This is a genomic window from Streptomyces violaceusniger Tu 4113 (genome assembly GCF_000147815.2).
GTDB lineage: Bacteria > Actinomycetota > Actinomycetes > Streptomycetales > Streptomycetaceae > Streptomyces > Streptomyces violaceusniger_A.
This window is the reverse complement of record NC_015957.1, coordinates 820,629-846,958: the sequence shown is the minus strand read 5'-3', so window position 1 is coordinate 846,958 and position 26,330 is coordinate 820,629. Positions and strand designations below refer to the sequence as shown.

Genomic DNA, 26,330 nt, shown 5'->3' with positions numbered 1-26,330 from the left:
CCGGATCACTCCGGTTCGCATGCGGCGGGTCCAGGCCGGGGACCCACCGACGCTAGCACGCTCGGGCGGCCCCGAACCGCGTCGGGCCCCGGCGGCGTTTCGCGCCGGGGCCGCTTCGCTCGTCCCCTTAGCCCACTTCCCCGCTGGGTCAGCCGATACGGGTCAGTTTCGCGCCGAACGACGGCTCGGGCAGGTCACCCTGCAGGGCCACCGGCGCCGTGAGCTGTCCGGGGCCCGTGCCCACGGTCACCTCGCCGACGACCGTGCCCGCCTTGGCGGAGTGCGGCACCTTCTTACCGCCGTCACCGATCTTGATGTCGACCCCCAGACCGGACCAGCCGACCGCCTTCAGCTCCTTGGTGGCGACGACCGGCGTGGTGCCGCCGAGCCCATCGTCGATCTGGCCGACCACATCGCCCTTCTTGATGACGGTGGCCGAGGTGAGGGCGTCCTGCAGGGTGCTGATCAGCTTGTAGCTGTTGGTCTGCGCGAGCTGGAGGCTGGCGTCCAGCGTGGTGGTCGCGCGCTGTTCGAGGACGACACCGAGGATCCGCTGCTTCTTGCCGTCGATCGTCCGCACGGCGCCCCACATCAGCGCACCGCCGGCCGGGGTGGACGAACCGGTCTTGATACCGATCACACCCGGCTTCACCAGCAGATTGTTGTTGTTGTAGATCCGGTCGCCGAGCCCCGGGATCTCGGCGTTGGGCGTCGCCACGACCGCCCGGAACGCCTCGGACTGCATCGCCGCCTTGGCCAGCTTGAGCTGGTCGGCCGCGGTGGACTTGGTGGACTCCTTGAGGCCGCTGGGGTCGGTGTAGGTGGTCTGCTTCATCCCCAGGCCCTCGGCCGCGTCGTTCATCTTCTTCACGAACGCGTCGAGCGACCCGGCGTCCCAGCGGGCGAGCAGCCGGGCGATGTTGTTGCTGGAGTTGATCAGCAGCAGCTGGAGCAGTTGATGCTGGGTGAAGGTCTGCCCCTCCTTGACCGCCGCCCGCGACTCGTCGGCGGACTTGGCCTCCTCGGCCGCCTGCGCGTCGATCGTGATCTTCGGGCCCTCCGCGTCTCCCTTCAGCGGATGGTCCTTGAGCACCACATAGGCCGTCATGACCTTGGTGACGCTGGCGATCGGCACGGGCTTCTGATCCCCGGAGGTGCCCAGGCTGCCCACGCCCTCGACCTCCGCGGCGGACTGCCCCTGGCCGGGCCACGGCAGGGACAGCTCGCCGCCGCCGAAGCGGTAGGAGGCGTCGGCGGTGAGCTTCAGCGCCGGCTCCGGCAGCGGCCGCAGCGCCTGGACGACGCCCAGGATGATCACGAGCAGCGCGGCCAGCGGCGTCCAGATCTTGACCCGGCGGACCGCCGTCCGCATCGGCGTCTCGGGCTTCGGCGGCGTGTTGGTGAGCTGCGCCAGCAGGTCGAGCGGCGCGGGCTGCTTGCCGTCCGTGGACAGCGGCGGCAGCGGCTGCTGCTTGGTCCGCTCGGCCTCGGGGACGCCGGCCGGCGGGGCGGCGGGGGCCGACGACGCGGCGGGGGCGGTAGGCGCGGTGGAGGGCTTCGACGGGGCCGGGTCGTCGGGGGACCGCAGCGGTACGAACTTGCTGGTCCGCTCGTTGTCCGACTCGGCGGCGGGCTTCTTGGCGGGCGTCTTCTCGGACGCCTTCGCCTCGGACGCCTTCGCGTCGGTCTTGGCGTCGGACGCCTTCTCGGACGTCTTCTTGTCAGCCGGGGGGCTGACCGCCTTGAAGGCGGTGGTCGGCTGGTCGACGCCCTTCTTGCCGCCCTTTCCGGGCTTCTCCGGGAGCACGCCGAAGGCGGCCGTCGCGCGGTCGACCGGCTTGTCGGAGGCGTCGTCGTCCGCATCGGACGCGGCGGCCTTCTCGGACGCGCCCGTGGGCTCGCCCTCCTCGGCCCCCTCCTTCTTCTGGGCATCGCCGTCCGTCTTTGGCTTCACCGTGCGGAAGACGGCCGTGCGCTGATCGACCGACGGCTTCGACGGCTCATCGCCGTCCTCGTCACCCTCGGTCTCGGCTTCGGACGCATCTTCAGCCTTCGCGTCGGCGTCAGCCTTGGGCTTGACCGTACGGAAGACGGCGGTTCGCTGATCCACGGCCGACTCCGACGACTCGCCGCCGTCCTCGTCGCCCTCGCCCTCGCCCTCGCCCTCGCCCTCGGAGGCACCCTCAGCCTTCGCGTCGCCGTCAGCCTTCGGCTTCACCGTACGGAAGACAGCCGTCCGCTGATCGACCGACATCTCCGACGGCCCGTCGCCGTCGTCGTCCGCCTCGGCCTTGGCTTCGGCCTCGGGCGCACCCTCAGCCTCTACTTCGGCGTCGGCGTCGGCGTCGGCGCCATCCTCACCGTCCGCGTCATCCGCGTCATCCGCGTCCGCTTCCGGCTCCACGTCGGGCTCGGGCGCATCCCCCTCGCCCAATTCGTCCGCCGCACCGGAATCCGCCTCCGGCTCGTCCTTCGCCCCCGACGTCCCGGAACCTTCGCCCCGTTCACCATCGCGAACACCAGAAACGTTTGCGTCGTCCCCGTCGGCCACCGGTGCCTTCGGTTCCGCTTCAGCCTCCGCTTCGGCCCTCGTCCCGGAGGCCGCCTCGGAGGTCACATCGGGCTCATCGGAAGCCGACTGCGGCTCACCGGAACCCGACCGGAGGTCGTCGGACACGACGGCGACCGCCGTCGAGCCCTGGGCCGCCTCCGCTTCGCGCGAGATCGCGAGCCGCGGATCGCTTTCTCCCCTAGCCGTCTCCCCCGACGACTTCTGCTGATCCGACCTGCCGGGGGACTCGCCCGCCACCGATGCCTCCTCGATATGTGTCGCGGGACGCCTTACGCCCCGTGGCGTCACGTCCCGCAGCCCAAGCTCTACCAGTGTCCTGTGTGTCCGGCATGCGATGGTGCAACGCCACAGCCGGAGAGCGTCTTCAGGTGCCCGCCCACCCGCTAGACGAGAAAGACATACCTACTGGTTCCCACCCAAACCCCCCAGGCACTCTCGACAGACCAATGTGAGAGGGGTCACCCTGTCATTCATCCACGCGGGGAGGCATGGATGGGCAGGAGCCGCAGAACAATTCCGGAGGAGCTTCTGCTGCTCGCTTTGGACCCGACCACGGGTACCACGGCGCAGCCGCAGTCGCTCGACCTGGGTCTTGCCGGGGCACAGCTAGTGGAGCTGGCCCTGGCCGGACGGATAGCCCCTGACGGGGATCGTATCGCCGTGGTGCTGCCACGGCCGACCGGAGATCCGACTCTGGACTCCGCACTGGAGTTGCTGCGCCGACGCGGCAGCCCGGTGCGCGCGGTCCACTGGATCGGCGGGCCCCGGCTGGGGCTGCGCCAGACGTACCTCACGCACCTGGAGCGTTGCGGCATGGTGCATGCCGTGGCGGGCCATATGTGTGGCGTACTGCCGACGACGCGCTACCAGGCGACGGAGACGGCGATCAGCCGGGAGATCAAGTCCCGGCTGGACAGTGCGATCCGCACCGGCGTACCGCCGGACCCGCGGACCGCCGCGCTCGCCGCCCTGGCCCACGCGGTCGGGCTCGGCAAGCATCTGTATCCCGGGAACGAGGGGCGTTCCTCGCGCTCCAGGCTCCGGGATCTGATCCGGCACGACCCGATGGGCGGTCTGGTGGCGCACGCCGTGATGGACGTGCAGAACGGTGTCGCGGCGCAGCCACGGCGCGCACCGGCCCCGGGCCGACAGGCAGGGACAGGCGCCGCGGCGGAGCCCGCGGCCGGCGTTCCGGCCCAGCCGTCCCGTCGCGGGAGCATGGCCCGCGTCGGAGCGCGCTGAGGCCCCTTCGGGGCACTACCGCACCACCACGTACAACCAGCCCGTCGAACGCACCAGCAGCCCGTCAGCGGGGCGGCGGAGACCGTTCCCGGCACCGTCCGGGGCGGAGCGCCACCGTCCGGCTCCGGGCAGCACCCAGCACCACACACGCTCCACCGACCGCACCGCAGTCCCCACTGACCCGGTTCGGGAGCCGCTGAAGCGCGCGGGGTGGTGGGACGGCCGATTTGGACGACCGGCCGTCCCACCGCCCCGCGCGCGCGTTCGTCCACCGTGGTGCGGCCGCCTTTGTGCGGCCATTTCCCAGCGCGCTCCCGTCCCGTAGTGGCAGGCTGCTGAACAGCAGAAATCAGCAGTACGAAGCCGGAGGTGCACGTCCTGTGACATCGAACGTCGGCCCCACTGTCCGGCGACGCCGGTTGGGCCAGGAGCTGCGCAGACTCCGCCAGGAGAAGGGCATGACGGCGGAGGAGGTGGCGGAGGAGCTGATGGTCTCCCAGTCGAAGATCAGCCGACTGGAGAACGGGCGCCGCAGCATCAGCCAGCGCGATGTGCGCGACCTGTGCCGCACCTACAAGGTGGAGGACAAGGCGCTGGTCGATTCCCTGATGCAAATGGCGAAGGAGTCGCGCCAGCAGGGTTGGTGGAACGCGTTCGGCGATGTGCCGTACAGCGTCTACATCGGTTTCGAGACGGACGCGGCGTCCCTGCGGGTCTATGAACCCCAGGTGCTGCCCGGCCTCTTGCAGACACCGGATTACGCGGAGGCGGTGATCAGCGGCGCCCTCCCGGAGGCCCCGCAGGACCAGATCGCCCAGCGGGTCCAGGTCCGGCTCAGGCGCCAGGAGCGGATCACCGATCCGCTGGCCCCGCTGCGGCTGTGGGCGGTCGTGGACGAGGCGGCGATGCGCCGGGTGGTCGGCAACTCGAAGATCATGAGCGATCAGCTGGACTATCTGGTCCGGATGAGCCACGAGCCCCATGTGACGGTGCAGGCGCTTCCGTTCGACATGGGGTCGCATCCGGGGATGAGCGGGCAGTTCACCATCCTGGAGTTCTCGGACGAGTCGGACACCAGCGTCGTCTATCTGGAGGGCGTGACCAGCGACCTGTATCTGGAGAAGCTCAGCGATGTGCAGAGCTACAGCATGATGTACGAGCATCTGCGGGCCCAGGCGCTGAACGCGGATCAGAGCCGCCAGTTCATCACCGAGATGGCCCAGGAACACGCCCGCCGGCACCAGGAGGAGGGGGAGGCGGCCCCGGCGGACTGACGGGGGACGGAAACGCTCCGGCGCGAACGATGAGGGGCGGAGGCTACACCTCCGCACCGTGCTGCGGAAGGGGCCACGGGAATATGCCATCCGGTCGAGTGAACGGCCCGCTTTCCGGACGATGTTGCCGAGTAACGTCGGTGACGCCTCCAATCGGGGGTGCGCCTCATCGACAAAAAGCATCGGAGCAATCGTGTCCATTCAGCAGGGAAAGACGAGCATGTGGGTGAAGTCCTCGTACTCGGCCGGAAACGGCGCTTGCGTGGAAATCGCCTCCCCGGTCGCCAGCGAGATCGCCGTGCGCGATTCCAAGGACCCCCAGGGACCGACGCTCAGCTTCGCCCCCGCATCGTGGTCGGCCTTTGTGTCCGACGTCAGCCGTGGCGCCTTCGACCTCGGCTGATTGGCCTGACACCCGGCCGTGGTAGCGCGGTCGGCGGCGCAGGACCGCAAGCCTGTACCCCGAGCCCTCTCGACCGGTCGCCGTCCCTGCCGAGAGGGCTCTAGGCGTTTCCGGCGCATTCCGGTGTCGCCGCTTCAGCGGAGTTCTGCCACGTATTGGTCTGTACCGGGAATCGTCGGAATGAACGGCGCCATGAATTCCACCCGGCCGAGTCCGGCATCGGCCACCTCGCCGTCGAGACCGGTGAAACAGCGCTCCCAGCATTCGCGGGGATCGGACTGCAGGAACCAGAGCAGGGTCAGCCGGGTGTCGACCCCCTCGACCTGCTTCACATACGCCATCCGGTCCAAGGGCAGCGGGGTCGGCCGGAAGACCGTGACCATCGCGGCGGGCGAGCCCGCGAGCCGGCGCGGCAGATGTCTGGACCGAAGCCATGCGAGCAGTTCCTCCCGCTGCTCCGGGCCCTCGGTCTCGATCACCTCCAGCGCCAGCCCGGCATAGGGGTGGTCCAGCGCGTGGTGATCGCGCGGACCGGCCGCCCCGTCCCGGTAGACGGTGGCCTCGTGGTCCTGGAAGGCGGTGAAGACATGCCTGCGGTCCTGGTAGACCCGCCCGTCCCGGAGCAGCCGCTTGTTGATCCCGACCGTCCACCGCATATGGTCCGCGTAGCGCCCCTCGGTGAGCCAGTAGACGGAGAGGTAGCAGCCGGCGGTCACCGGCTGGGCGATCGCCGACTTCTCCGGATAGCGCAGCAGTTGCAGTTCACGGGTGGCGACCCAGCGGCGGCCCGCGTAGATCCACGGCATGGCCATCGCGCCCGCGATGAAGTGGTCGTCCTCGTACCAGCGGTTGTAGGCGTACTCATGGCCCGGATGCGGCTCGACCATCGTGATCAGGGCATGCCCCGGGCGCACTCCGTACGGGCCTACGGCGGCCAGTTCCGCGTACGCGTCGCTTGTCATGCCCCCCAGGTTTAGCTGACGCGACGTCAGTTGGGGAGGGGCTGTCCGTATCAAGTGCGCGGAATCGGACGGCGGCAACACGGCCGGGAGTGGCCTTTCGCCGGAGCCTGGGCGCTGCCGCGCTCTGGCCATCTGAGGGCCGCACCCCTAATCTGACGCGACGCCAGACACGGGAGGTGCCGCCATGCCGCTGCAGGACAAGACCGTCGTCGTCTCCGGGGTCGGGCCGGGGCTCGGGGCCCGGGTGGTGGCCGCGTGCGTCCGGGACGGGGCGCGGGTGGTGATGGGGGCGCGGACCGAGGAGCGGCTGCCGAAGGTGGCGGAGGAGGTCGATCCGGGCGGTGAGCACACCGCCTGGCGGCCGACCGACATCGCGGACGAGGAGCAGTGCGAGGCCCTCGCCGCGCTCGCCCTTGACCGCTTCGGCCGGATCGACGCCGTCGTCCATGTGGCCGCGCTGGACAGCCACTTCGGCGGGCTGGAGGACGCCGACTTCATGTCCTGGGCCCGGGTGGTGGACATCAATCTCTTCGGGACGCTGCGGATGACCCGCGCCTGCCTGCCCGCGCTCAAACGGAACGGCGGCTCGGTCGTGCTGATCGGCACCCAGTCGTCGTCCGCCGCCCCCACCAGGGTGCGCCAGACCGCGTACGCCGCCTCCAAGGGCGCGCTGACCTCCACCATGTACGCGCTCGCGCGCGAGCTGGGTCCGCACCGGATACGGGTCAACACCGTGCAGCCCGGCTGGATGTGGGGGCCGCCGGTGCGCGCGTATGTGGCCTTCACGGCACAGACCGAGGGCGTGAGCGAGGCCGAGGTGCTGGCCCGGCTCACGGATGCGATGGCCCTGCCCGAGCTGGCGACGGACGGGGATGTGGCGGAGGCCGCGGTGTTCCTGGCCTCCGACCGGGCCCGGGCGATCACCGGACAGTCGCTGCTGGTGAACGCCGGTGAGCTGATGCGTTAGCGCGACTCCTGTCCGGCCTTTCGGGATCCCGCTCCCGTACGACCCATCGTTCGGTGGGTGTGCGTCTGACGAAGTGCCCGCTCATCGTGGGTTCACGAACAGGCGAACGACAACGCCCCGTCAGGTCAAGAAAGAGTAAATTCGTTCCTCTTTCTGATCTGTGTTCACACTCGTGACCCGCAGAACCCTTGACCGGTCACCCGAACGAGCGGTTCAATCCCGGAAGTACCCCGCTCCCGCTCGGGGGAACCGCCCATGACGAACGTCGCGGCGAAGTGCGCTCCCGTTCATATGGCGGACCCCTGGAGGGGACATGAACAGTCTCGACTGGGTTGTACTGATCGGCTACTTCGGTGTCATGGTCGGCATCGGCCTCTGGTCGCACAAGCGCGTGGACAACGTCAGCGACTTCTTCACCGCGGGCGGCAAGATGCCCTGGTGGCTGTCCGGAATCTCGCACCACATGTCCGGCTACAGCGCGGTGATGTTCACGGGATACGCGGCCATCGCCTACCAATACGGCATCACTTCCTATGTCACCTGGTCCTTCCCGATCGCCATCGGCATCGCGATCGGCGCCAACCTCTTCGCTCCGCGCCTCAACCGGGTGCGCAGCAAGCTGAAGGTGGCCTCACCGCTCGAATACCTGAAGAACCGCTACAACCTCCCCACCCAGCAGGCGCTGGCCTGGTCCGGGGTGCTGCTGAAGATCGTCGACGTGGGCGCCAAGTGGGCGGCCATCGCCACCCTGTTGTCCATCTTCACCGGCGCCTCGCTCAACCAGGGCATCCTGATCACGGGCGTGGTCACCGCCATCTACTGCACGGTGGGCGGGCTGTGGGCCGACGCGCTCACCGAACTCGGCCAGTTCATCATCCAGTTCATCGCGGGCATCGCGATGCTGATCGCGGTGCTCAATGAGCTGGACGGCTTCTCCACCTTCTGGACCGTCTGGGACGACCTCCCCAGCAGCCACCACGAGCCCACCGTCGGCCCGTACACCTTGATCTTCCTGCTGGCCTACCTCTTCATCAAGACCTTCGAGTACAACGGCGGCATGTGGAACCAGGCGCAGCGCTACATGGCGACCGACAGCGCCCACTCCGCCAAGCGCTCGGCCCGCCTGTCGGCCATCCTGTGGTTCGTGTGGCCGCTGGTCCTGTTCTTCCCCATGTGGGTCGCGCCTCTGATCATCAAGACGGACAAGCCCGCCGACTCCTACGCCGAAATGGCCGAGCATCTGCTGCCGCACGGTCTGCTGGGGCTGGTGATCGTCGGCTTCTTCTCGCACACCATGGCGATGTGCTCCTCGGACGCCAACGCGATCGCGGCCGTGGTGACGCGGGACATCATGCCCGCGATCTTCAAGTCCGTCCGGGCATGGTCCACCCGCACCGGGCTGCTCGCCGCCCGCTACACCACTCTGCTGTTCCTGGCCCTGTCCATGGCCATCGCCACCCAGGTCAACTCGGACTTCTTCGGCGACATCATCACCGTGGTGATCAAGTGGGTCGCCGGGCTGATGGGGCCGATCGCGATCCCGATGATGCTGGGCATGCTGCGCGCCTTCCGCAAGTCGGGGCCGACGGCGGCGCTGGTGAGCTGGGCCTTGGGTCTGATCGCCTTCTACCTGGTCAACTACCCGATCAACGACGCGATCGACGGAGGGGTGAACCTGGAGTACCAGATCTCCGTCCCGCTCGCGGTCTCGCTCGTGCTCTTCATCGTCATCGGCTACATCAAGCCGGAGGACACCCCCGAGCGCGATGCCATCCTCGCCTCGCTCAACTCGGATGACGACGGGCCGGGTTCAGCGAGTGCCGCACTGTCGGAGCCCGAGCAGGGCGCGACCGGCCAGAAGTCGGTCGCGGGCGCCACAGACTGACGCCCTCCGCACTGCGGCCATGATCCGGGCCGCCGGTCACCACGCATCGCGGGGTGACCGGCGGCCCGGTTCCGTCTATGGGTTCGCGCCGGTCGTCAGATCGCGCTGCATGAGATGGGTGTCGATCCAGCGTCCGTGCTTACGGCCGACACCGGCCAGCTTGCCCGCCGGGGTGAAGCCGAAGCGCCGGTGCAGGGCGGCCGAGGCGTCGCTGCCGGAGTCGGCGATGACCGCGACGACCTGCCGTACGCCCGCCTCGGCGCAGTGGGTGAGCAGGGCGCCGAGCAGCGCGGCCCCCAGCCCCGCGCCGGTCCGGCCGGGGGCGAGGTAAATGGCGTCCTCGGCGGTGTGGCGGTACGCGGGCTTGGGGCGCCAGGGCCCGGCGTAGGCGTATCCGACGACCGTACGGCCGGCGCCTTCGGCGACCTCGGCGACCTCGGGGACCTCGGCGACCAGGAACGGCAGGCCCCGGTCGGTCAGCTCCGCCAGCCGCCGCGCCCAGTCGTCGACGGTGGGCGGGACCTCCTCGAAGGTGACGACGGTCTCGGTGACGTAGTGGCTGAAGATCGCGGCGATGGCGCCCAGGTCGGTGTGGGTCGCATCACGTATGACGGCGGCGGAGGCAGGCATCGGCCCACCTTACGGCGGACGGTCCCGGGGGCGGCCGCCTTACGGCCAACGGCCCTGGGGGGCTGCCGCCTTACGGTCGGCCCGGCCCCGGCGGCGGGGCAGAAGTGGAATGTGGTGCGGGAGTGGCATTCGGGAGATCCACGCTGTCCAGGCAATCTCTCCTCCACCTGCCGTCCACATCCGGAACGTACGATGGGCGGCCGTCCGAGCCGACCGCCACCGATCGCACCACCCCGGACCCGACTCGACCCGCCCCGACCGAGCCGCGGTCCCCACGGACCTCTGGAGCCCCCGTGACCGCCATACAGACGATCACCGACTCCCGGATCCACCGGGCCCGCGCCTTCGTACTGCGCCGGCCGGTGCTGTGTGCGGCGGTCTTCTGCCTGCTCTCCTTCACCGGGTTCTGGATCGCGCAGCGGGCCGCCCAGGTGTCGATGGTCGATCTGCTGGTCTATCGCGCCGAGGGATGGACCGTACGCAATGCTCAGGATCTGTATGACATGCGGGCGACTCAGCACAATCTCCCCAATACCTATCCACCGTTCGCGGCGCTGATCTTCACCCCGCTGACCGTGATGGGCACGGGCGTCCTGCGGACCTTCGGGACGGCCGTCAACCTCGGCCTGATGGTCGCCGTGGCCCATCTGTCGCTGCGGCTGATCGATCTGCCCGCCCGGGTGCCGCGACCGGCCGCCGTCCTGGCCCTGGCCGCCGTCGCGGTGTGGTGTGAGCCGGTGTGGACGACCCTGCGCTACGGGCAGATCAATCTGCTCATCACGGCGCTGGTGCTATGGGATCTGACCCGCCGGGCGGGCCACCGCTGGGCGGGGCTCGGTACCGGCATCGCCACCGGGATCAAGCTGACCCCGGGGCTCTTCGTGGTCTTCCTGGGGCTCGCCGGACTGCTCCTCGGCCTCCGCCGGCTGTGGGCGGCCGGGGCGGCCCGGAGGCGAGCCGAGCCCGGCAGCGGGCCGCCGCGGGGCCGCTTCCTGAACGACCATCTGCGGCGCGCGGCCGTCGCGACCGCCTCCTTCGCCCTTACGGTCGCGTTCTCGGCCCTGGCGCTGCCGCATGACTCCCGGCGCTTCTGGACCGAGGTCCTCTTCGCGACCGACCGCCCCGGCGATGTCGAGGGCGCGGGCAACCAGAACCTCAAGGGCACGCTCGCCCGCATCCTGCACACCCCCGACCCGGGCATGTGGTGGCTCATGGCGGCCGCGCTGGTCGGCTGTGTGGGCCTGGCCACGGCGGTCGCCGCCCAGCTTGCCGACGACAGCCGACTGCCGAACGCCCGCGCCTGGGCGGCCCTGACCTGCGCGGTGACCGCCCTCATGATCAGCCCGGTCTCCTGGTCGCACCACTGGGTGTGGGCCGTCCCGATGGTCCTGCTGCTCGCGGTGGAGGCGGTGCGGCGGCGCACGGCGGGCTGGACGGCCTGGACGGTGGTGACCGGCCTGCTGTTCTGCTCCTTCATGGTCTGGTACGCGCCCCACAGCAGGCCGACCCGGGTGGAACTCCACCAGAACCCCGCCCAGATGCTCCTCACCGCCGTCTATCCGCTGATCGGCATCGCCTTCCTGGGCGTGGCCGCATATCTGACCCTGCGCGCCGTAAGGCGTCCATGGGAGGGGACCGGGACCGTACGGCGGCGGATGGCCACCGCCGGTCCGGATGCGGCGCGGCGGCGGCCGGAGCGGACCTACGCGCGCGGGTAGCGGGTGAGCCAGGCCGGGGAGGAGCTGCCCGGGCCGTGGAGCGCGGGGCCCTGGGTCATCTCCATGGCGAAGTCGTCGGCCAGCTCCAGGATCGTGCCGCGCCCCTCGACCTCCGCCAGCCAGGCGGGCGGCAGCGCCGTCTCGCCGTGCAGCGCGCCCAGCAGATTGCCGCAGATGGCCGCCGTGGAGTCGCTGTCCCCGCCGTGGTTGACCGCGAGCAGCAGCCCATGGCGGACGTCCTCGGCGACCAGCGCGCAGTACAGGCCCATCGCCAGGGCCTCCTCACCGCTCCAGCCCTGGCCCAGGGACGCGACGCGCTCGGGGGTCGGCAGGCCCTGCCGTACGGCGCCCAGCGCGTACCGCAGCGCGTTGGTGGTCTCCTCGTGGCCGGGGCGGGTGGCCAGATGCGCGAGGGCGCGCTGGACGGCTCCGTCCAGCGCCTCGCCGCGTGCGAGGCCGTGCACGATGAGGGCGAAGGCACCGGCCGCGAGATAGCCGGTGGGGTGGCCGTGGGTCTGCGCCGCGCACTCGATGGCCAACTGGAAGACCAACTGCGGCTCCCAGCCCACCAGCAGTCCGAAGGGGGCGGAGCGCATCACGGCGCCGCATCCCTTGGAGTCGGGGTTCTTGGGCGCCTCCAGGGTGCCCATGGTCTCGTCGGCGAGCGCGGTGATACAGGCCCGGCCCGGGGAGCGCTGGGCGTACAGCCACTCCTCGCGGGCCAGCCAGCCGGCGTCCTTACGGCGCTCATCGGGGCCCCAGTCGCGCTGGGTGGAGTACCAGCGGCGGTGTGCGGAGTGGATGTCGGTGGGCGGATGCCAGGCCCCCGTGTCCCGGCGCACCTGCGCCCGTATCAGCCCGTCCACCGTGAACAGGGTCATCTGGGTGTCGTCGGTGACCCGTCCGCGACCGCCATAGGCGGGCAGGAAGTCCGTCACGCCCTCGGCTCCGTGCGCCGCCCTGATCTCGTCCAGCGAGGCGAACTCGACGGCCGCCCCCAGCGCGTCCCCGATGGCCCCGCCGAGCAGACAGCCGCGCACCCGGCTGCGGAAGTCCTGCTGTTCGGCGCGGCCCCATACGCCGGTCGCTGCGCTGGCGGTTGCGGTCACGACCTATGCCTCTTTTCTTCGCTGCATGAATGGCCCTGAACTGTCTTTGAACTGTAATGGACACCGAATGATCGCCTCTTGGTCGCCGAGGATTGTGAAGGCGTCATCACCGGGAAGACGACGGATGGACGCATTCCGAAAATGCGAATTCCCTCACCGAATGTCGTATGCGCTCCGAGCCCTTATCCGAACGCCGCCGGTCCGGGCTCCAGGGCCGCGCGAAGCTCGGCGAGCGGCGCGCGGAGGGCGGTGAGCAGGGCGGGATCCGCCCCGGGTATCCGGGCGAGCTCCTCCAGGGAGCGCATGGCGACGTCGACGACCTGCCAGTACGGCCGGGTGGCGGGCAGCTCCGCCACGAGACGCTCCGCCCCGGCCCCATCCCCGAGGGCGGCCCTGCTGATGATCGGAGCGGCCACCCGGGCCTGTGCGTCCCATTGGCCGCCGTGCTCCTCCAGGAGCGCTTCGAAAGCGGCCCACAACCCGCGCGCCTCGATGCGACCGGCCGTGCAGCTCACCACCATCGCGTGCTCGAAGGCGAGGTCGAGGTCCTGGTCCTCCAGGGCCACCGCCCGTGCGATGTCCGTGGCGGCCTCGGCGTACCGGCCCGCCAGGCGGTGGCACATCGCCCTGGACTCCAGCGCGAGCAGGCTGTCGGGGCGGAGCCCGAGCGCCCGGTCCAGATCGGCGAGGGCGGCCCTCGCAGCCCTCCGGTAAGGCGGAGGCCGAGCTCGATCGCCTGCTCGTCGGTCACGCACTCGGCCGTCAGCAACTGCCGGGCCTCCGTCTCCGTGAACGGGATCAGGGGTAGGTCCACGACGAGGTCGGCTTAGTCGGCCCAGAAGCGCGTCCGGCTGGCGTCACCACGGCGTTGGCCGGGACCGAGCCGTAGCGGCCCTCGAGCATCACATCGCGTAGCCACAAGTCGAGCAGCGGGCCAGAGCGCTCATAGGTGTCGAAGAACCACGCCACCCAGGGCACGGAGGCGGCCACCTCGCCCACGTCCTTCAGGAACGCGGGGGTAAGGACGTCCAGGGGCGATATCACCAGGTCCACATCGTCATGGCTGCGCAAGCGGGCGCTGAGCTTGGCCCGCGCCCGGTCGGCGGCCTGTGCGATCTGAGCCGATTCCGCCGCCCCGGCGAACGCCCCGACGCCCGGCACCATGCCGAGCCCGATCAGCCCCGCCCGGGCGACGAAGGCGCTCGACGCCGACGGGGGTCGCCCGCCGCCTCCTCCGGCGGCTGCAGCGCGGGCTGCCGCGCCGCCGAATCGGCCTCGTGGCGCCGCTATCGGTAGGTCGACGGCAGCTTGTTGAACGACTTCAGCGGATGGCCCTGCTGGGCGAACTGGGCACTGATGGCCGCCATCACCAGGATCCCCGGAGAATGCCCCAGCCTTCAGGCCGGGGAGGAATCGGTGTCCCACGTAGCGGGACAGGAGAAGCCGGATCGCCGCTGGGCGCTCCGGCGCCCACCACGGGAGAGCTGAGGGCGACCTCCAGGAGGTGAAGGCTCCCGGAGTTGAGGGACCGCCGGTCCACAGCAGGTTGGTCGGTCACCCGTTCGGGTAGGTCTGCCGGGATGCGGCGTCACAAACGGACGGTAACGCTACGTTGGCGACGTGATGACGCCGAGTGAAGCCGACGAGGCCGGGCACGCCCGGTACACGTACCGGCTTCGCGTGTCCTCCGCCGCCGGTACGGCGCTGCTGGCGGAATGGGACCGGTGCCGGTGGATCTGGAACGAATGCGTCGCCAAGTCCAAGGCCACCCACCTGCACAACACGACCACGGGCGAGAAGCGGACCTGTGGCCCGGCGCAGCTCGACCGGATGCTGACCGAGGCGCGGGAGCGTACGCCGTGGCTGCGTGCGGGTTCCAGTGTTCCGCAGCAGCAGGTGATCCGGGACTTCGGCAGGTCTCGTGCCAAGGCGCACAAGGACATCCGCGAACGTCTGCCTCAGCGGCAGCGGGCCGGTATGCCGCGCTGGAAGAAGAAGCGCGAAGCCTCGCCGACGCTCAACTACACCCGGCGCGGGTTCCGCCTGAAGAGCGGACGCCTGCATCTGGCGGGCCAGATCGCGTTGACGGTGGTGTGGTCGCGGGAGCTGCCCGCCGAACCCTCCTCGGTGCGCGTCTACCAGGACAGCATCGGGCACTGGTACTGCTCGTTCGTGGTCCCCACGAAGGTGCGGCCGCTGCCGGAGACCGGCCGGGTGCTCGGTGTGGACTGGGGCGTGCAGCAGACCGCGACCACCACATCAAACGCCCACGACCTCCCGCACCCTCAGTACGGCCGCAAGGCCCAGGCCAGGCTGACCCGGTACGACCGGATGATGGCCCGCCGCAGACCGAGGAAGGGGCAGGCCGCCTCGAAGGGCTACCGCGAGGCGAAGACGTGGCGGGCGAAGACCTACGCGAAGATCGCCCGGCAGCGGCAGGACACCGGCCGCAAATGGGCCAAGAAGGTGGTGACCGACCACGATGCCATCGCCGTCGAGGACTTCAAACCGAAGTTCCTGGCCAGGTCCTCGATGGCGCGCAAGGCGGCCGACGCCGCCATCGGCGCCACGAAGAAGGCCCTGATCGAGATGGGCCGCAACCACGGGCGGGACATCCGTCTGGTACATCCAGCACACACCACCATGGACTGCGCATCGTGCGGAGCGAGAACCAAGCACGCACTGCCGCTGTCCGAGCGCACCTACACCTGCACCGCATGCGGAGCCGTCTCCCCCAGAGACAAGAACTCCGCCCGCGTGATGCTCCACCGGGCAGGTCTGGACCCGGCTGGCGCCGAGGGCGTAAGACCACCGGGAGCGCAGCTCCCGGAGGCAGCCTGAGCCAGGAATCCCCGCTCAGCCCTGAAGGAAGGGCTCCCCTCCCTTCAGGGAGGGGAGCAGTCAACGACTCGTCCACGGAGGCGGTGAGCGCCCGGTGTTCCCGCGCGGTGTTCTCCAACTGCCGCAGCAGCGTCGTCTTGCCCACCCCGGCGTCGCCGCGCACATGGAACAGGAAGTGGTGCGCGGCGTCCTCGGGCGGCACCGCGAAGTTCTCCCGGAACGCGGCCAGCTCCTGCCGTCGCCCCACGAACCGGCGCCGCTGCCGGATCAGCTCCCGAATCGTCGGACGCTGCGCTGCCATGGGTGCCCCTTCCCCCGCTTCCCATGGCAGCGTATCCGCGCGGCGCGCCCCCGAACCCCGAGCCGGACTCGGTCCAGCCCTGAGCCGGGCTCGGTCCGACCGTGAGCCGGGCTCAGTCCGCCAGCACCGGGAGCAGCTCCGGCAGATGGCCGTCCGAGGCGAGGGCCGCGGCCTGGCGGTCCTCGGGGACGGGGCCGTAGGTGGTGGTGCGCGGGCGGGCCGGGCGTCCGGTCAGCTCGGCGATGGCGACCAGGTCCTGGATGGAGCGGTAGGAGCCGTAGGAGGAGCCCGCCATACGGGAGATGGTCTCCTCCATCAGGGTGCCGCCCAGGTCGTTGGCGCCGGAGCGGAGCATCTCGGCGGCACCATCCGCGCCCAGCTTCACCCAGCTCGTCTGGATGTTGGGGATATGGGGATGGAGCAGGATCCGCGCCATGGCCGTGACGGCGCGGTTGTCGCGGTTGGTGGGGCCGGGGCGGGCGATACCGGCGAGGTAGACGGGGGCGTTGGTGTGGATGAAGGGGAGGGTGACGAATTCGGTGAAGCCGCCCGTCTCCTGCTGGATCTCGGCGAGCAGCCGCAGATGGGCCAGCCAGTGGCGGGGCTGGTCCACATGGCCGTACATCATCGTGGACGAGGACCGCACCCCCAGCTCATGCGCCGTCTTGACGACCTCGACCCAGGTGGCCGTCGGCAGCTTGCCCTTGGTGAGGACCCAGCGCACCTCGTCGTCCAGGATCTCGGCCGCCGTGCCGGGGATGGTGTCCAGGCCCGCCTCGCGCGCCGCCTCCAGCCATTCGCGGATGGACATCCCGGTGCGGGTCGCGCCGTTGACGACCTCCATCGGGGAGAAGGCGTGGACATGCATCCCGGGCACGCGCTCCTTGACGGCGCGGGCGATGTCGAAGTACGCGGTGCCGGGCAGATCGGGGTGGATGCCGCCCTGCATGCAGACCTCCACCGCGCCCACGTCCCACGCCTGCTGGGCGCGGTCGGCGACCTGGTCCAGGGAGAGGGTGTAGGCGTCGGCGTCCGTACGGCGCTGGGCGAAGGCGCAGAAGCGGCAGCCGGTGTAGCAGACATTGGTGAAGTTGATGTTCCGGGTGACGATGTAGGTGACGTCGTCGCCGACCGCCGCCCGGCGCAGATCGTCGGCGATGCGGCACAGGGCGTCGAGCGCCGGGCCGTCGGCGTGGAACAGGGCCAGCGCCTCGGAGTCGGTCAGCTTGGTCGGGTCGTCGGCGGCCTGGGCCAGCGCGGCCTTGATGTCGCCGTCGACGCGGGAGGGGACCATCCCGGGGGCCGCGGCCTCGCGCAGCGCCTCCCAGTCGCCGTAGACCTCGTCGAAGTCCTTACGGCGGTCACCGGTGCGGCCCTCGGTGTCGATGGTGTGGTGCAGATCGGTGCGGCCGGAGGCGCTGAACGCCTCCTCCGGCTCCTGCCAGGGCAACCCGGTGAGGGTCGCGTCCTCGCGGGCCAGGCCGGTCCCGGGGTCGGCGAGGGCGGTCACATGCGGCAGCAGCCGGGGGTCCAGCCAGGGCTCGCCGCGCTGGATGTACTCGGGGTAGACCGCGAGCCGTTCGCGCAGGCTGAAGCCGGCGGCGGCGGAGCGCTCGGCCAGCTCGTCCACCTGGGGCCAGGGGCGCTCGGGGTTGACATGGTCCGGGGTGAGCGGGGAGACGCCGCCCCAGTCGTCGATACCGGCGCCGATGAGCTGCTCGTACTCCGCGTCGACCAGGTTGGGCGGGGCCTGGATGCAGGCGGACGGGCCCAGGATGTGGCGGGCCACGGCGACGGTGGCCACCAGGTCGTCCAGCTCCGCGTCCGGCATCCCCCGCATCGCGGTGTCCGGTTTGGCGCGGAAGTTCTGGATGATGACTTCCTGGATGCCGTGGTACGAGCGGGAGACGCGGCGCAGCGCGAACAGCGACTCCGCCCGCTCCGCCTGCGTCTCGCCGATCCCGATCAGCAGCCCGCTGGTGAACGGGACGGAGCTGCGCCCGGCGTCCTCCAGAACGCGCAGCCTTACCGCCGGCTCCTTGTCGGGCGAGCCGTAGTGGGGGCCGCCGGGCTCGCTCCACAGCCGCTCGGCGGTGGTCTCCAGCATCATGCCCATGGAGGGGGCGACCGGCTTGAGCCGCTGGAAGTCGGTCCAGGTCATCGCGCCGGGGTTGAGGTGGGGCAGGAGGCCGGTCTCCTCCAGGATGCGGATCGCCATGGCCCGTACGTACGCGATGGTGTCGTCGTACCCCTCGGCCTCCAGCCATGCGCGCGCCTCGGGCCAGCGGTCCTCAGGGCGGTCGCCGAGCGTGATCAGCGCTTCCTTGCAGCCCATTTCGGCGCCCCGGCGGGCGATGGCGAGGACCTCGTCGGGCGACATGAACATCCCGTGGCCCGCGCGGCGCAGCTTGCCGGGCACGGTCGCGAAGGTGCAGTAGTGACACTTGTCCCGGCACAGCCGGGTGAGCGGGATGAAGACGCTGCGCGAGTAGGTGATGACCCCGGGGCGGCCGGCCGCCTCCAGGCCCGCGTCGCGGACCCGGGCGGCGGAGGCCATCAGATCCTTCAGGTCATCTCCACGCGCCTGGAGCAGCACCGCCGCCTCGGCGGTGTCCAGCGCCACGCCGTCGCGGGCGCGCTTGAGCGCACGGCGCATCGCGTTGGCTGTGGGGGCGGCGGAGCCAGTCGGGGCAGCCGGTTCGTTTCCCTGCGCGCTCGTGGTCATCCTCCGAGCATACGAGCGGTGTGTGACACCGCCAGACGGGCCGGGCCTGCGGTTTTGTGGGTCTGATCACGGCTGCCGCGGGCCATGGGCGGGAATAGGACACCGTGAAACGTGCGGGCTACACGCGGCGGGTGCCGACGGCCTTGGCCCGGACGGGACTTGGCGCGGTGCGGACCGTCGCGCGAGAGGGACGGAGGCGGCGCGGGGGGATGTACGTTCCCTCGTCGCCATGGAGTTATCCACAGGGCTTTCCGCGCGTGTCACCCACGCGTACAACGGTGTCACGAGGGTGTCGGACGGCACTCTCGACTCTGGGGGTCCCTCATGCAGCGACGCGATGTACTCAGGCTCTCCGCGCTTGCGGGCGCGGCGGGTGTGCTGACACTCGATCCCATGACCTTCACCCAGGCCGAAGCGGCCGGCCCGGCCGACGGCCATGAGCAGACGAAGACCCTCAGCGGCCATCTGCCCACCGGCGCGCCGGACTTCGTCTATGTGCCCGTCGAGGTGCCGCGCGGGGTGCGCGAGATCGCCGTGTCGTACAGCTACGACAAGCCGACCGTCCCGGCCGGCACGCAAGGGAACGCCTGCGATATCGGCATCTTCGACGAGCGCGGCACGGAGCTGGGCGGGCGCGGCTTCCGCGGCTGGTCCGGCGGGGCCCGTACGGAGTTCGCCATCAGCGCCGAGGAGGCGACGCCCGGCTATCTGGCGGGGCCGGTGAAGGCGGGCACCTGGCATGTCGTGCTGGGGCCGTACACGGTCGCCCCCCAGGGCCTGGACTACACGGTCACCGTCACGCTGCGGTACGGCGCGCCCGGCACCCCCCGCAAGCCGGTCTATCCGCCGCAGCGGGCGAAGGGCCGGGGCCGCGCCTGGTACCGGGGCGACTCGCATCTGCACACCGTGTACTCCGACGGCAAGCGCACCCCGGCCGAGCTCGTCGCCGCCGCCCGTGCCGCGGGGCTGGACTTCATCACCACCACCGAGCACAACACCACGTCGGCGCATGCCGCGTTCGAGGGCCTGTGGGGCGATGACCTGCTGATCCTCACCGGTGAGGAGATCACCACGCGTAACGGTCATGTGGTCGCCCTCGGCACCGACCCCGGCACCTTCATCGACTGGCGCTACCGCGCCCGGGACAACCGCTTCGGCCAGTTCGCCCGCAAGGTCCGGCAGGCCGGCGGCCTGGTGATCCCGGCCCATCCGCACGGCACCTGTGTCGGCTGCAACTGGAAGTTCGGCTTCAACGACGCCGACGCGGTCGAGGTGTGGAACGCGGACTTCACCCCGGATGACGAGGTCACCATCTCCGAGTGGGACAACACCCTGGTCGCCGCCTCCCGGGGCGAGGGCCGCTGGCTGCCCGCCGTCGGCCACAGCGACGCCCACCGCGAGCCCCAGGTCGTGGGCCTGCCGCAGACGGTGGTGCTCGCCGACGACCTGTCCCGCACCGCCCTCCAGCAGGGCATCCGGGCCGGCCGAAGCTGGATCGCCGAGTCCTCGAAGATCGACCTCACCTTCGAGGCGGTCGGCGGGCGCGGTAAGCACGCCGGTATCGGAGAGCGCCTGAAGGTCGGCGGCGCGGAGGAGGTGACGGTCCGGCTGAAGGTCTCCGGCGTGGGCCCGGGCTGCTCGGTGCGGTTCATCACCGACCAGGGCCAGCTCTACGGCACGGCGGTCCCCGACTCCGGGACGCTCACGGCCGAATGGCGTACGACGGCGTCCTACGCGGCCTATGTGCGCGCCGAGGTGCGCCACGCCCCGGCGGACGGCGGGGCGTCGGGGATACCGGGACCGATGGCGGCGATGACGAACCCGATCTGGCTCGGCGAGCACTGACGGCTTCGGCAGGCACTGACGGACGCCTTCCCGGCCGCCGGAGCCGTCGGGGCACCCGGCGGCCACGCCGTCCGCCGCCGCTCGGCCCGGTTGTTCACCGCCGGGTTGGCGAAGTCGTGCTTGTTGGCGAGGTGGACGACGGCATCGGCGGCGTCGGCGCCGGAGCGGGTGCCGTCGAGGTCGTCGAGGTCGCCGCGGAGCACCCGGGCGCCCTGGCCTCGAGCGCGGCGGCGGAGGTGTCCTAGCGGGCGAGGCCGGTGACCTGGTGCCCGGCGTCGAGCATGTGGTCGACCACGGCCGAGCCGATCCACCCGGTCGCTCCGGTGATGAATACCTGCATGTCAATGCTTTTTCGGAGAGGTTCGCGACGGTCTGCCGCGGACGGATCGTGACGGCGGCCCGAGCGGGCCGCCGGCGGTCTTCGGGGTCGGCCGGTGATCGCCCACCGGCCGACGGCCCGGTCCCCCGGGTCAGAGGCGGCAGCTCATCTCCATGCCGTCCTCGATGGGGAAGGTGACGTTCTGGTAGCCGTTCGCCGGGTCGCGTACGTAGCCGAGATACGACCGCAGGAGGCCCTCGCCCTGGTCGACGTCGTCGGCCACGACGAGGGCGCCGGGTCGCAGACGCGGTTCGAGCATCCGCAGCACGGGCAGGCACAGGTCCTTCCAGCCGTCGAGCAGGACCAGCTCCAGGGGGCCCTCGATGTCGGCGAGCGTCTCCCGGGCGTCCCCTTCCAGCACGGTGATCACGTCGTCCAGCCCGGTCTCGGCGAAGGTGCGGCGGGCCGCGGCGATCTTGTCCTTGCTCATCTCCGTGGTGATGACGCGCCCGGTGCCGTTGTCCCGCACGGCGGCGGCCAGATGGAGCGTGGAGATCCCGAAGGACATGCCGAATTCGACCACCGTGGCCGGGCGGATGGCGCGGACCAGGTTGTAGAGCAGCTTCCCGCCCTCGGCGGAGATCGGCATGTAGATCCCGGCCGCGGCGTCGGCGAGCTCCTGCGGGGCCATCGATTCCTGTGCGCCGGACGGCAGTTGCCCTTGGGCGGTCTCGTCCTGCTCGGCCAGCGCGAACATCCGGCTGATGGCGGTCTCGACCCGGGGGTCGGCAAGCGTGTGAGTGACTGTCATGAGTTTTAGAGTAGACGCGACGTTGCGTCTTGTCTAGAAGAGGTGGAGCGAGGGAGGGTGGTTATCCTGAGATCTCGGGGAGGCGAGATGGCACGCGCGACACAGACCGCCGGGACGAGCGGCACCGACCGACCGGCACCACGCCACCACGGCAACCGGCACGGGCGCAGCGAACAGGCCCGGCTGGCGGTGCTGAACGCGGCGGACGATCTGCTGGCCGAGAAGGGTTTCGCGGGCGTCACCATGGAGGGCATCGCCACCCGGGCCGGGGTCGCCAAGCAGACGATCTACCGCTGGTGGAGCGCCAAGACCGACATCCTCATGGACGCCTTCCTCCAGGATGTGGCCGAGGACCTGCCCGTGCGCGACCGCGGTGATCTCGCCCTGGACCTGCGCAGCTATCTGTGCGACCTGGCCGGGTTCCTCAGCGCGTCCGACGCCGGCGCCGTCTTCAAGGCCCTGGTCGCCCAGGCGCAGCACGATCCGGGGTTCGCCCGGGACTTCCGGTCCCGGTACCTCGACGACCAGCGCCGCCGCGACTGCCTCCCGCTGGAACGGGCCATGGAGCGCGGGGAGTTGCCGCCCGGCCTGGACCTGACCGCCGAGACCGACCAGCTCATGGGCCCCCTCTACTACCGGGTGCTGGTGACCGACGAACCTATCGGCCAGGACTTCACCGACCGGCTCGTGGACGCCTTCCTCCACCGCCACGGACTGACGCCACCGGCGAACGACTGACACCCGGTCCAGGAACAGGGGCCGCTCCCCGGTCCAGGTCCAGGAAGAGGAAAGCGGGCCCCGCCCCGTCAGCCGAGAGGCCGCCCCGCGCGGACCCTGCGTCCGCCGTCGACCACCAGGTCCGCGCCGGTGATCCAGGACGCCTCGTCCGAGACCAGCCAGCGGACCGCGCGCGCCACGTCCTCCGGTTCGCCGATCCGCGCCAGCGGGAGCGCCGCGGCGATCTCCCGCTCGCCGGGCTCCCAGACGAAGCGGGCCATCTCGGTGCGGACCAGCCCCGGGGAGACGGCGTTGACGCGGACGGCCGGGGCCAGTTCGGCGGCGAGCTGGCGGGTGAGGCGGAGGAGGGCGGTCTTGGCGGTGCCGTAGGCGCCGACGCCCGGGCCGACGCCGTGGGTGCCCTCGGTGCAGATGTTGACGACCGCGCCGCCGTGGTCGCGCATCCAGGCTCGCCAGGCCGCCTGGGTCAGCCGCAGCGGGGCCTCCACATTGACCGTGAAGGCCATGCGCCAGGCGAGTGGGTCCACCGTCATCAGCGGGCCGAGCGGGGCGTTGGTGGCGGCGTTGTTGACCAGGATGTCGAGGCGGCCGAACTCCACGAGGGTGCGGGCCACCGCCGCCTCCAGATGGGCCGGGTCCGCCACGTCCCCCGGGCAGGCGATGGCGCACGGGCCGAGGCCGCGTACGGCATCGGCCAGCTCCTTCGGGTCCCGCGCCGTGAGGCACACCGCGGCGCCGTCCGCCGTCAGCGCCCTCGCCACCGCCAGGCCGATACCGCGTGAGGCGCCCGTGATCAGGGCCGCGCGTGCCATCGGCTCAGCTCCTCGTGCTCACCGTCTCCGTGTCCCGGCCCGACCGCAGCACCCTGCCCGGCACCGCGCCGGTGATCTCGTCGTCCCGGATGGTCTCGGTGCCGCCCACCCGGACGCTCACGATCCCCATCGCCCGCGAGTCCAGCCGAGGGCTGTCGCCCGGCAGGTCGTGCACCAGCCGCGCCTGGCCCGCGTCGATCCGCTCGGGGGCGAAGAGGACCAGGTCGGCGTGGTAGCCCTCGGCGATCCGGCCGCGTTCGCGCAGCCCGAGCAGCCGCGCCGGATCGTCCGTCAGCATCCGTACCGCCCGCTCCAGGCCGACCAGCTTCCGTCCGCGCAGACAGTCGCCGATGAAGCGGGTGGTGTACGGGGCGCCGCACATCCGGTCCAGATGGGCCCCCGCGTCCGAGCCGCCGAGCATGACGTCCTCGTGCTCCCAGGTCCGCCGGCGCAGCTCCCAGCTCGCCGGGTCGTTGTCGGTCGGCATGGGCCACAGCACCGTGCGCATCTCGTCGGCGGCGCAGATCTCCACCAGTGCGGCGAAGTCCTCCTGGCCGCGCTCGGCGGCGACGTCGCGGACGACCCGGCCGGTCAGCCCGGCGTTGGCCGCGCTGTAGGTGTCGCCGATGACGTACCGCCCGAAGTGGGTGAGCCGGCGGAAGACCCCGGCCTCGGGGCTGCTCGCGCGGCGCAGCATCTCCGCCCGTACGTCCGGGTCGCGGAGCTTCGCGATCCGCTCCGGGATCGGCAGCCCCAGGATGTCGCCCCAGCCCGGGATGAGGTTCAGCGCGCAGAAGGTGCCGAGCGACATGTTCATGGGGGTGAGGATCGGCATGGTGAGCGCGACGATCCTGCCGCCCGCCTTACGGGCCCGTTCGCCGGCCTGGAGCTGGCGCGGCACCCGCTCGGGGACGGCCGCGTCGATGGTCAGCACGTTCCAGTTGAGCGGGCGGCCGGCGGCCGCGCTCATCTCCACCAGCAGATCGATCTCCTCGTCGGCGAATTGGTCGAGACAGCCCGCCACGATCGCCTCGATCTGCGTCCCCTCGTGGTCGCCGACGGCCCGGGAGAGCGCCAGGAGTTCCTCGGGCCCCGCGTGACGGGAGGCGACCGGCCGTCCGTCCCCGTCCGAGTGGGTCGAGGACTGGGTGGTGGACAGCCCCCACGCCCCCGCGTCCATCGCCTCGTGGAAGAGCCGCAGCATCTCCTCCAGTTGCGCGGGCGTGGGCTGTCCGCCGATCGCGTCCTCGCCCATCGCATGGCGGCGCAGCGCGCAGTGCCCCACCATGAAGCCCGCATTGACGGCGATCCGGCCCTCCAGCGCGTCCAGGTACTCGCCGAAGCCGTGCCAGTTCCAGGGCGCGCCCTGCTCCAGCGCCACCAGCGACATGCCCTCGACCCGGCTCATCATCCGCCGGGTGTAGTCGGCGTCGCCGGGCCGGTCGGGGTTGAGCGGGGCGAGGGTGAAGCCGCAGTTGCCGCCCGCGACGGTGGTCACGCCGTGGTTCATGGAGGGGGTGGCGTACGGATCCCAGAAAAGCTGGGCGTCGTAGTGGGTGTGCGGGTCGACGAACCCGGGCGCGAGGACGAGCCCGGTGGCGTCCTCGGCGGACCGCGCCGGTTCGGTGACGGTCCCGGGCTCGGCGATGGCCACGATCCGGCCGTCCCGGATGCCGACGTCGGCGACGTAGGAGGGCGCGCCGGTGCCGTCCGCCACGGTGGCGCCCTTGATCAGGTGGTCGAGCACGGGTGGATCCCTTCTCGCGTCTGCGGCTGCCGGGTCTCGGCTCGCACGTCTGCGGCTGCTGGGGCTCTGCTCTCGCCTCCGCGGCTGCTGGGGCTCTGCTCTCGCCTCCGCGGCTACGGAGCCTCCGCTCTCGCCTCCGCGGCTACGGAGCCTCCGCTCTCGCCTCCGCGGCTACGGAGTCTCCGCTGTCGCCTCCGCCGCTACCGGGTCCCGGCGTGGCGGAAGCGGGTCGTGCGGTGCACCGGATCGGTGTCGATCTTCGGGATGACGTGCTCGCCGATGAGCTTGACCGTGTTCATCGTGTCCTCGTAGCCGATCCCGATCGGCAGCCCGAACGACAGTTGGTCGGCCCCGGCCTGCTCCCACCGCTTGCACTGGCGGAAGACCTCGTCCGGGTCGCCGCAGATCATCAGCTCCTCGGCGATGAGGAGTTCGATGATCTCCTCGGTGTACTCCGGCAGCAGCTCGGGCCACTCCGGGATGCCGTCCGGGCGGGGGAAGGTGTCGTGGTAGCGGAAGAGCAGCGACTGCAGATAGTTGAGCCCGCCGCCGACCGCGATCTCCACGGCCTTGGCATGGGTCTCCGCGCAGATCGCGGTGGAGGTGACCATCACGTTGTCGTTGACGAAGCCGCCGACCGGCTCGGCCTCCTTGATCGCGTTCTTGTAGGAGTCGAGGACCCACTCCATGTCCGAGACCTTCTGGATGGAGAAGCCGAGCACCCCGAGGCCCTTCTTGCCGGCCATCGCGTACGAGGGCGGCGACCCGGCCGCGTACCACATCGCCGGGTGGGAGCCCCCGTACGGCTTGGGCAGCACCTTGCGCGGCGGCAGCGACCAGTGCTTGCCCGTGAAGCCCTGGTATTCGTCCTGCAGCCACATCTTGGGGAACTCGGCGATCGTCTCTTCCCAGATCTCCTTGGTGGCGTTCATGTCGGTGATCCCCGGGAGGAAGCCGAGGATCTCGTGGCTGCCCGCGCCCCGGCCCGAGCCGAACTCGAACCGGCCGCCGGAGAGGTGGTCGAGCATCGCGACCTTCTCGGCGACCTTGACCGGGTGGTTGACCTGCGGCAGCGGGTTGAAGATGCCGGAGCCCAGGTGGATGCGCTCGGTGGCGTGGGCGAGATAGCCGAGGTAGACATCGTTCGCGGAGAGGTGGGAGTACTCCTCCAGGAAGTGGTGCTCGGAGGCCCATGCGTACTTGAAGCCCGACCGGTCGGCCTGGATGACGTACTCGGTCTCCTCGACGAGCGCGTGGTGCTCGGCCTCGGGGTCGGTTCGGCGTCGGCTTTCAGGGACGTATCCCTGCACAAAGAGTCCGAATTCCATGGAGGTTCACCGCCTCAGACGACTCAATCTGACGGATCGTCAGATTTTGATTGACTCTGGCACCGCGGACAGGGACCGTCAAGGGCCGCGGCCGCGCCGGA

The 26,330-nt window shown here is 70.8% G+C and carries 20 protein-coding genes and 1 pseudogene; 9 read left to right on the top strand and 12 right to left on the bottom strand.

All coding sequences use genetic code 11. The features are described from left to right. Nucleotides 1–148: 148 nt before the first annotated feature. Entirely contained in the window at nt 149–2,809 is a 2,661-nt protein-coding gene (locus STRVI_RS03855) for a D-alanyl-D-alanine carboxypeptidase family protein (RefSeq protein ID WP_014054305.1), read from the bottom strand. Nucleotides 2,810–3,064: 255 nt separating this feature from the next. Here STRVI_RS03855 and STRVI_RS03850 point away from each other — a divergent pair, with 255 nt between their 5' ends. The 3 genes from STRVI_RS03850 (at nt 3,065) to STRVI_RS03840 (ending at nt 5,491) form a co-directional block, all read left to right on the top strand. Then, nucleotides 3,065–3,814, top strand: a complete 750-nt coding sequence (locus STRVI_RS03850) for a GOLPH3/VPS74 family protein (RefSeq protein WP_014054304.1) — start codon at nt 3,065–3,067, stop codon at nt 3,812–3,814. Nucleotides 3,815–4,194: 380 nt separating this feature from the next. Then, nucleotides 4,195–5,088, top strand: coding sequence for a helix-turn-helix domain-containing protein (locus STRVI_RS03845; protein WP_014054303.1), 894 nt, complete (start codon nt 4,195–4,197; stop codon nt 5,086–5,088). A gap of 193 nt (nt 5,089–5,281) precedes the next feature. Further along, nucleotides 5,282–5,491: a DUF397 domain-containing protein gene (locus STRVI_RS03840; protein ID WP_014054302.1), complete on the top strand. Its 210-nt coding sequence runs from the start codon at nt 5,282–5,284 to the stop codon at nt 5,489–5,491. A 134-nt stretch (nt 5,492–5,625) separates the two neighbouring features. Here the strand turns inward: STRVI_RS03840 and STRVI_RS03835 are convergent, their stop codons facing one another. Next, nucleotides 5,626–6,453 carry a hypothetical protein gene (locus STRVI_RS03835; protein ID WP_014054301.1) on the bottom strand — a complete coding sequence of 276 codons (828 nt, stop codon included), beginning with the start codon at nt 6,451–6,453 and terminating at the stop codon, nt 5,626–5,628. Between the two features lie 184 nt (nt 6,454–6,637). Here STRVI_RS03835 and STRVI_RS03830 point away from each other — a divergent pair, with 184 nt between their 5' ends. Beyond that, the gene (locus tag STRVI_RS03830; protein WP_014054300.1) at nt 6,638–7,420 is read left to right on the top strand and encodes an SDR family oxidoreductase; all 783 of its coding nucleotides are present in this window, start codon (nt 6,638–6,640) and stop codon (nt 7,418–7,420) included. A gap of 313 nt (nt 7,421–7,733) precedes the next feature. Continuing rightward, on the top strand, nt 7,734–9,305 hold the full coding sequence (locus tag STRVI_RS03825; RefSeq protein ID WP_014054299.1) for a sodium:solute symporter family protein: 1,572 nt from the start codon (nt 7,734–7,736) through the stop codon (nt 9,303–9,305). A 75-nt stretch (nt 9,306–9,380) separates the two neighbouring features. On the opposite strand, the gene STRVI_RS03820 is transcribed toward STRVI_RS03825, so the two are convergent. Continuing rightward, nucleotides 9,381–9,935, bottom strand: coding sequence for a GNAT family N-acetyltransferase (locus STRVI_RS03820; RefSeq protein WP_014054298.1), 555 nt, complete (start codon nt 9,933–9,935; stop codon nt 9,381–9,383). A 293-nt stretch (nt 9,936–10,228) separates the two neighbouring features. Here STRVI_RS03820 and STRVI_RS03815 point away from each other — a divergent pair, with 293 nt between their 5' ends. Then, nucleotides 10,229–11,653 carry a glycosyltransferase 87 family protein gene (locus tag STRVI_RS03815; protein WP_014054297.1) on the top strand — a complete coding sequence of 475 codons (1,425 nt, stop codon included), beginning with the start codon at nt 10,229–10,231 and terminating at the stop codon, nt 11,651–11,653. Here the strand turns inward: STRVI_RS03815 and STRVI_RS03810 are convergent. The 3 genes from STRVI_RS03810 to STRVI_RS03800 form a co-directional block, all read right to left on the bottom strand. After that, the gene (locus STRVI_RS03810; protein WP_014054296.1) at nt 11,638–12,762 is read right to left on the bottom strand and encodes an ADP-ribosylglycohydrolase family protein; all 1,125 of its coding nucleotides are present in this window, start codon (nt 12,760–12,762) and stop codon (nt 11,638–11,640) included. The genes STRVI_RS03815 and STRVI_RS03810 overlap by 16 nt on opposite strands. A 182-nt stretch (nt 12,763–12,944) precedes the next feature. Continuing rightward, complete coding sequence (locus tag STRVI_RS03805; RefSeq protein ID WP_014054295.1) at nt 12,945–13,385, bottom strand: hypothetical protein; 441 nt, start codon at nt 13,383–13,385, stop codon at nt 12,945–12,947. A 175-nt stretch (nt 13,386–13,560) separates the two neighbouring features. Beyond that, the gene (locus STRVI_RS03800) at nt 13,561–13,926 is read right to left on the bottom strand and encodes a hypothetical protein (protein WP_014054294.1); all 366 of its coding nucleotides are present in this window, start codon (nt 13,924–13,926) and stop codon (nt 13,561–13,563) included. 459 nt (nt 13,927–14,385) lie between these two features. Here STRVI_RS03800 and STRVI_RS03795 point away from each other — a divergent pair, with 459 nt between their 5' ends. Beyond that, the gene (locus STRVI_RS03795; RefSeq protein ID WP_014054293.1) at nt 14,386–15,603 is read left to right on the top strand and encodes an RNA-guided endonuclease InsQ/TnpB family protein; all 1,218 of its coding nucleotides are present in this window, start codon (nt 14,386–14,388) and stop codon (nt 15,601–15,603) included. 413 nt (nt 15,604–16,016) lie between these two features. Here the strand turns inward: STRVI_RS03795 and STRVI_RS03790 are convergent, their stop codons facing one another. Further along, nucleotides 16,017–18,629: a bifunctional FO biosynthesis protein CofGH gene (locus STRVI_RS03790; RefSeq protein WP_043235371.1), complete on the bottom strand. Its 2,613-nt coding sequence runs from the start codon at nt 18,627–18,629 to the stop codon at nt 16,017–16,019. 324 nt (nt 18,630–18,953) lie between these two features. Between STRVI_RS03790 and STRVI_RS03785 the strand changes: the two genes are divergently transcribed. Continuing rightward, nucleotides 18,954–20,474 (top strand): CehA/McbA family metallohydrolase, encoded by a 1,521-nt coding sequence (locus STRVI_RS03785; RefSeq protein WP_014054291.1) that lies wholly within the window; start codon nt 18,954–18,956, stop codon nt 20,472–20,474. A gap of 77 nt (nt 20,475–20,551) precedes the next feature. Here the strand turns inward: STRVI_RS03785 and STRVI_RS54015 are convergent. Both STRVI_RS54015 and STRVI_RS03775 read right to left on the bottom strand, forming a co-directional pair. Further along, a pseudogene (locus tag STRVI_RS54015) lies at nt 20,552–20,814 on the bottom strand (NAD-dependent epimerase/dehydratase family protein); the annotation flags it as partial. A gap of 130 nt (nt 20,815–20,944) precedes the next feature. Further along, on the bottom strand, nt 20,945–21,604 hold the full coding sequence (locus STRVI_RS03775) for an O-methyltransferase (protein WP_014054290.1): 660 nt from the start codon (nt 21,602–21,604) through the stop codon (nt 20,945–20,947). Between the two features lie 87 nt (nt 21,605–21,691). Here STRVI_RS03775 and STRVI_RS03770 point away from each other — a divergent pair, with 87 nt between their 5' ends. Beyond that, nucleotides 21,692–22,342 carry a TetR/AcrR family transcriptional regulator gene (locus STRVI_RS03770; protein WP_014054289.1) on the top strand — a complete coding sequence of 217 codons (651 nt, stop codon included), beginning with the start codon at nt 21,692–21,694 and terminating at the stop codon, nt 22,340–22,342. Nucleotides 22,343–22,410: 68 nt separating this feature from the next. On the opposite strand, the gene STRVI_RS03765 is transcribed toward STRVI_RS03770, so the two are convergent. From STRVI_RS03765 to STRVI_RS03755, 3 genes are all read right to left on the bottom strand, one after another. Further along, a complete protein-coding gene (locus tag STRVI_RS03765) occupies nt 22,411–23,154 on the bottom strand; it encodes an SDR family oxidoreductase (RefSeq protein WP_014054288.1) in 744 nt (247 codons plus the stop codon). A 4-nt stretch (nt 23,155–23,158) separates the two neighbouring features. Continuing rightward, complete coding sequence (locus STRVI_RS03760) at nt 23,159–24,901, bottom strand: N-acyl-D-amino-acid deacylase family protein (protein ID WP_014054287.1); 1,743 nt, start codon at nt 24,899–24,901, stop codon at nt 23,159–23,161. Nucleotides 24,902–25,101: 200 nt separating this feature from the next. Next, a complete protein-coding gene (locus STRVI_RS03755) occupies nt 25,102–26,229 on the bottom strand; it encodes an LLM class flavin-dependent oxidoreductase (protein WP_014054286.1) in 1,128 nt (375 codons plus the stop codon). Between the last annotated feature and the right edge of the window lie 101 nt (nt 26,230–26,330).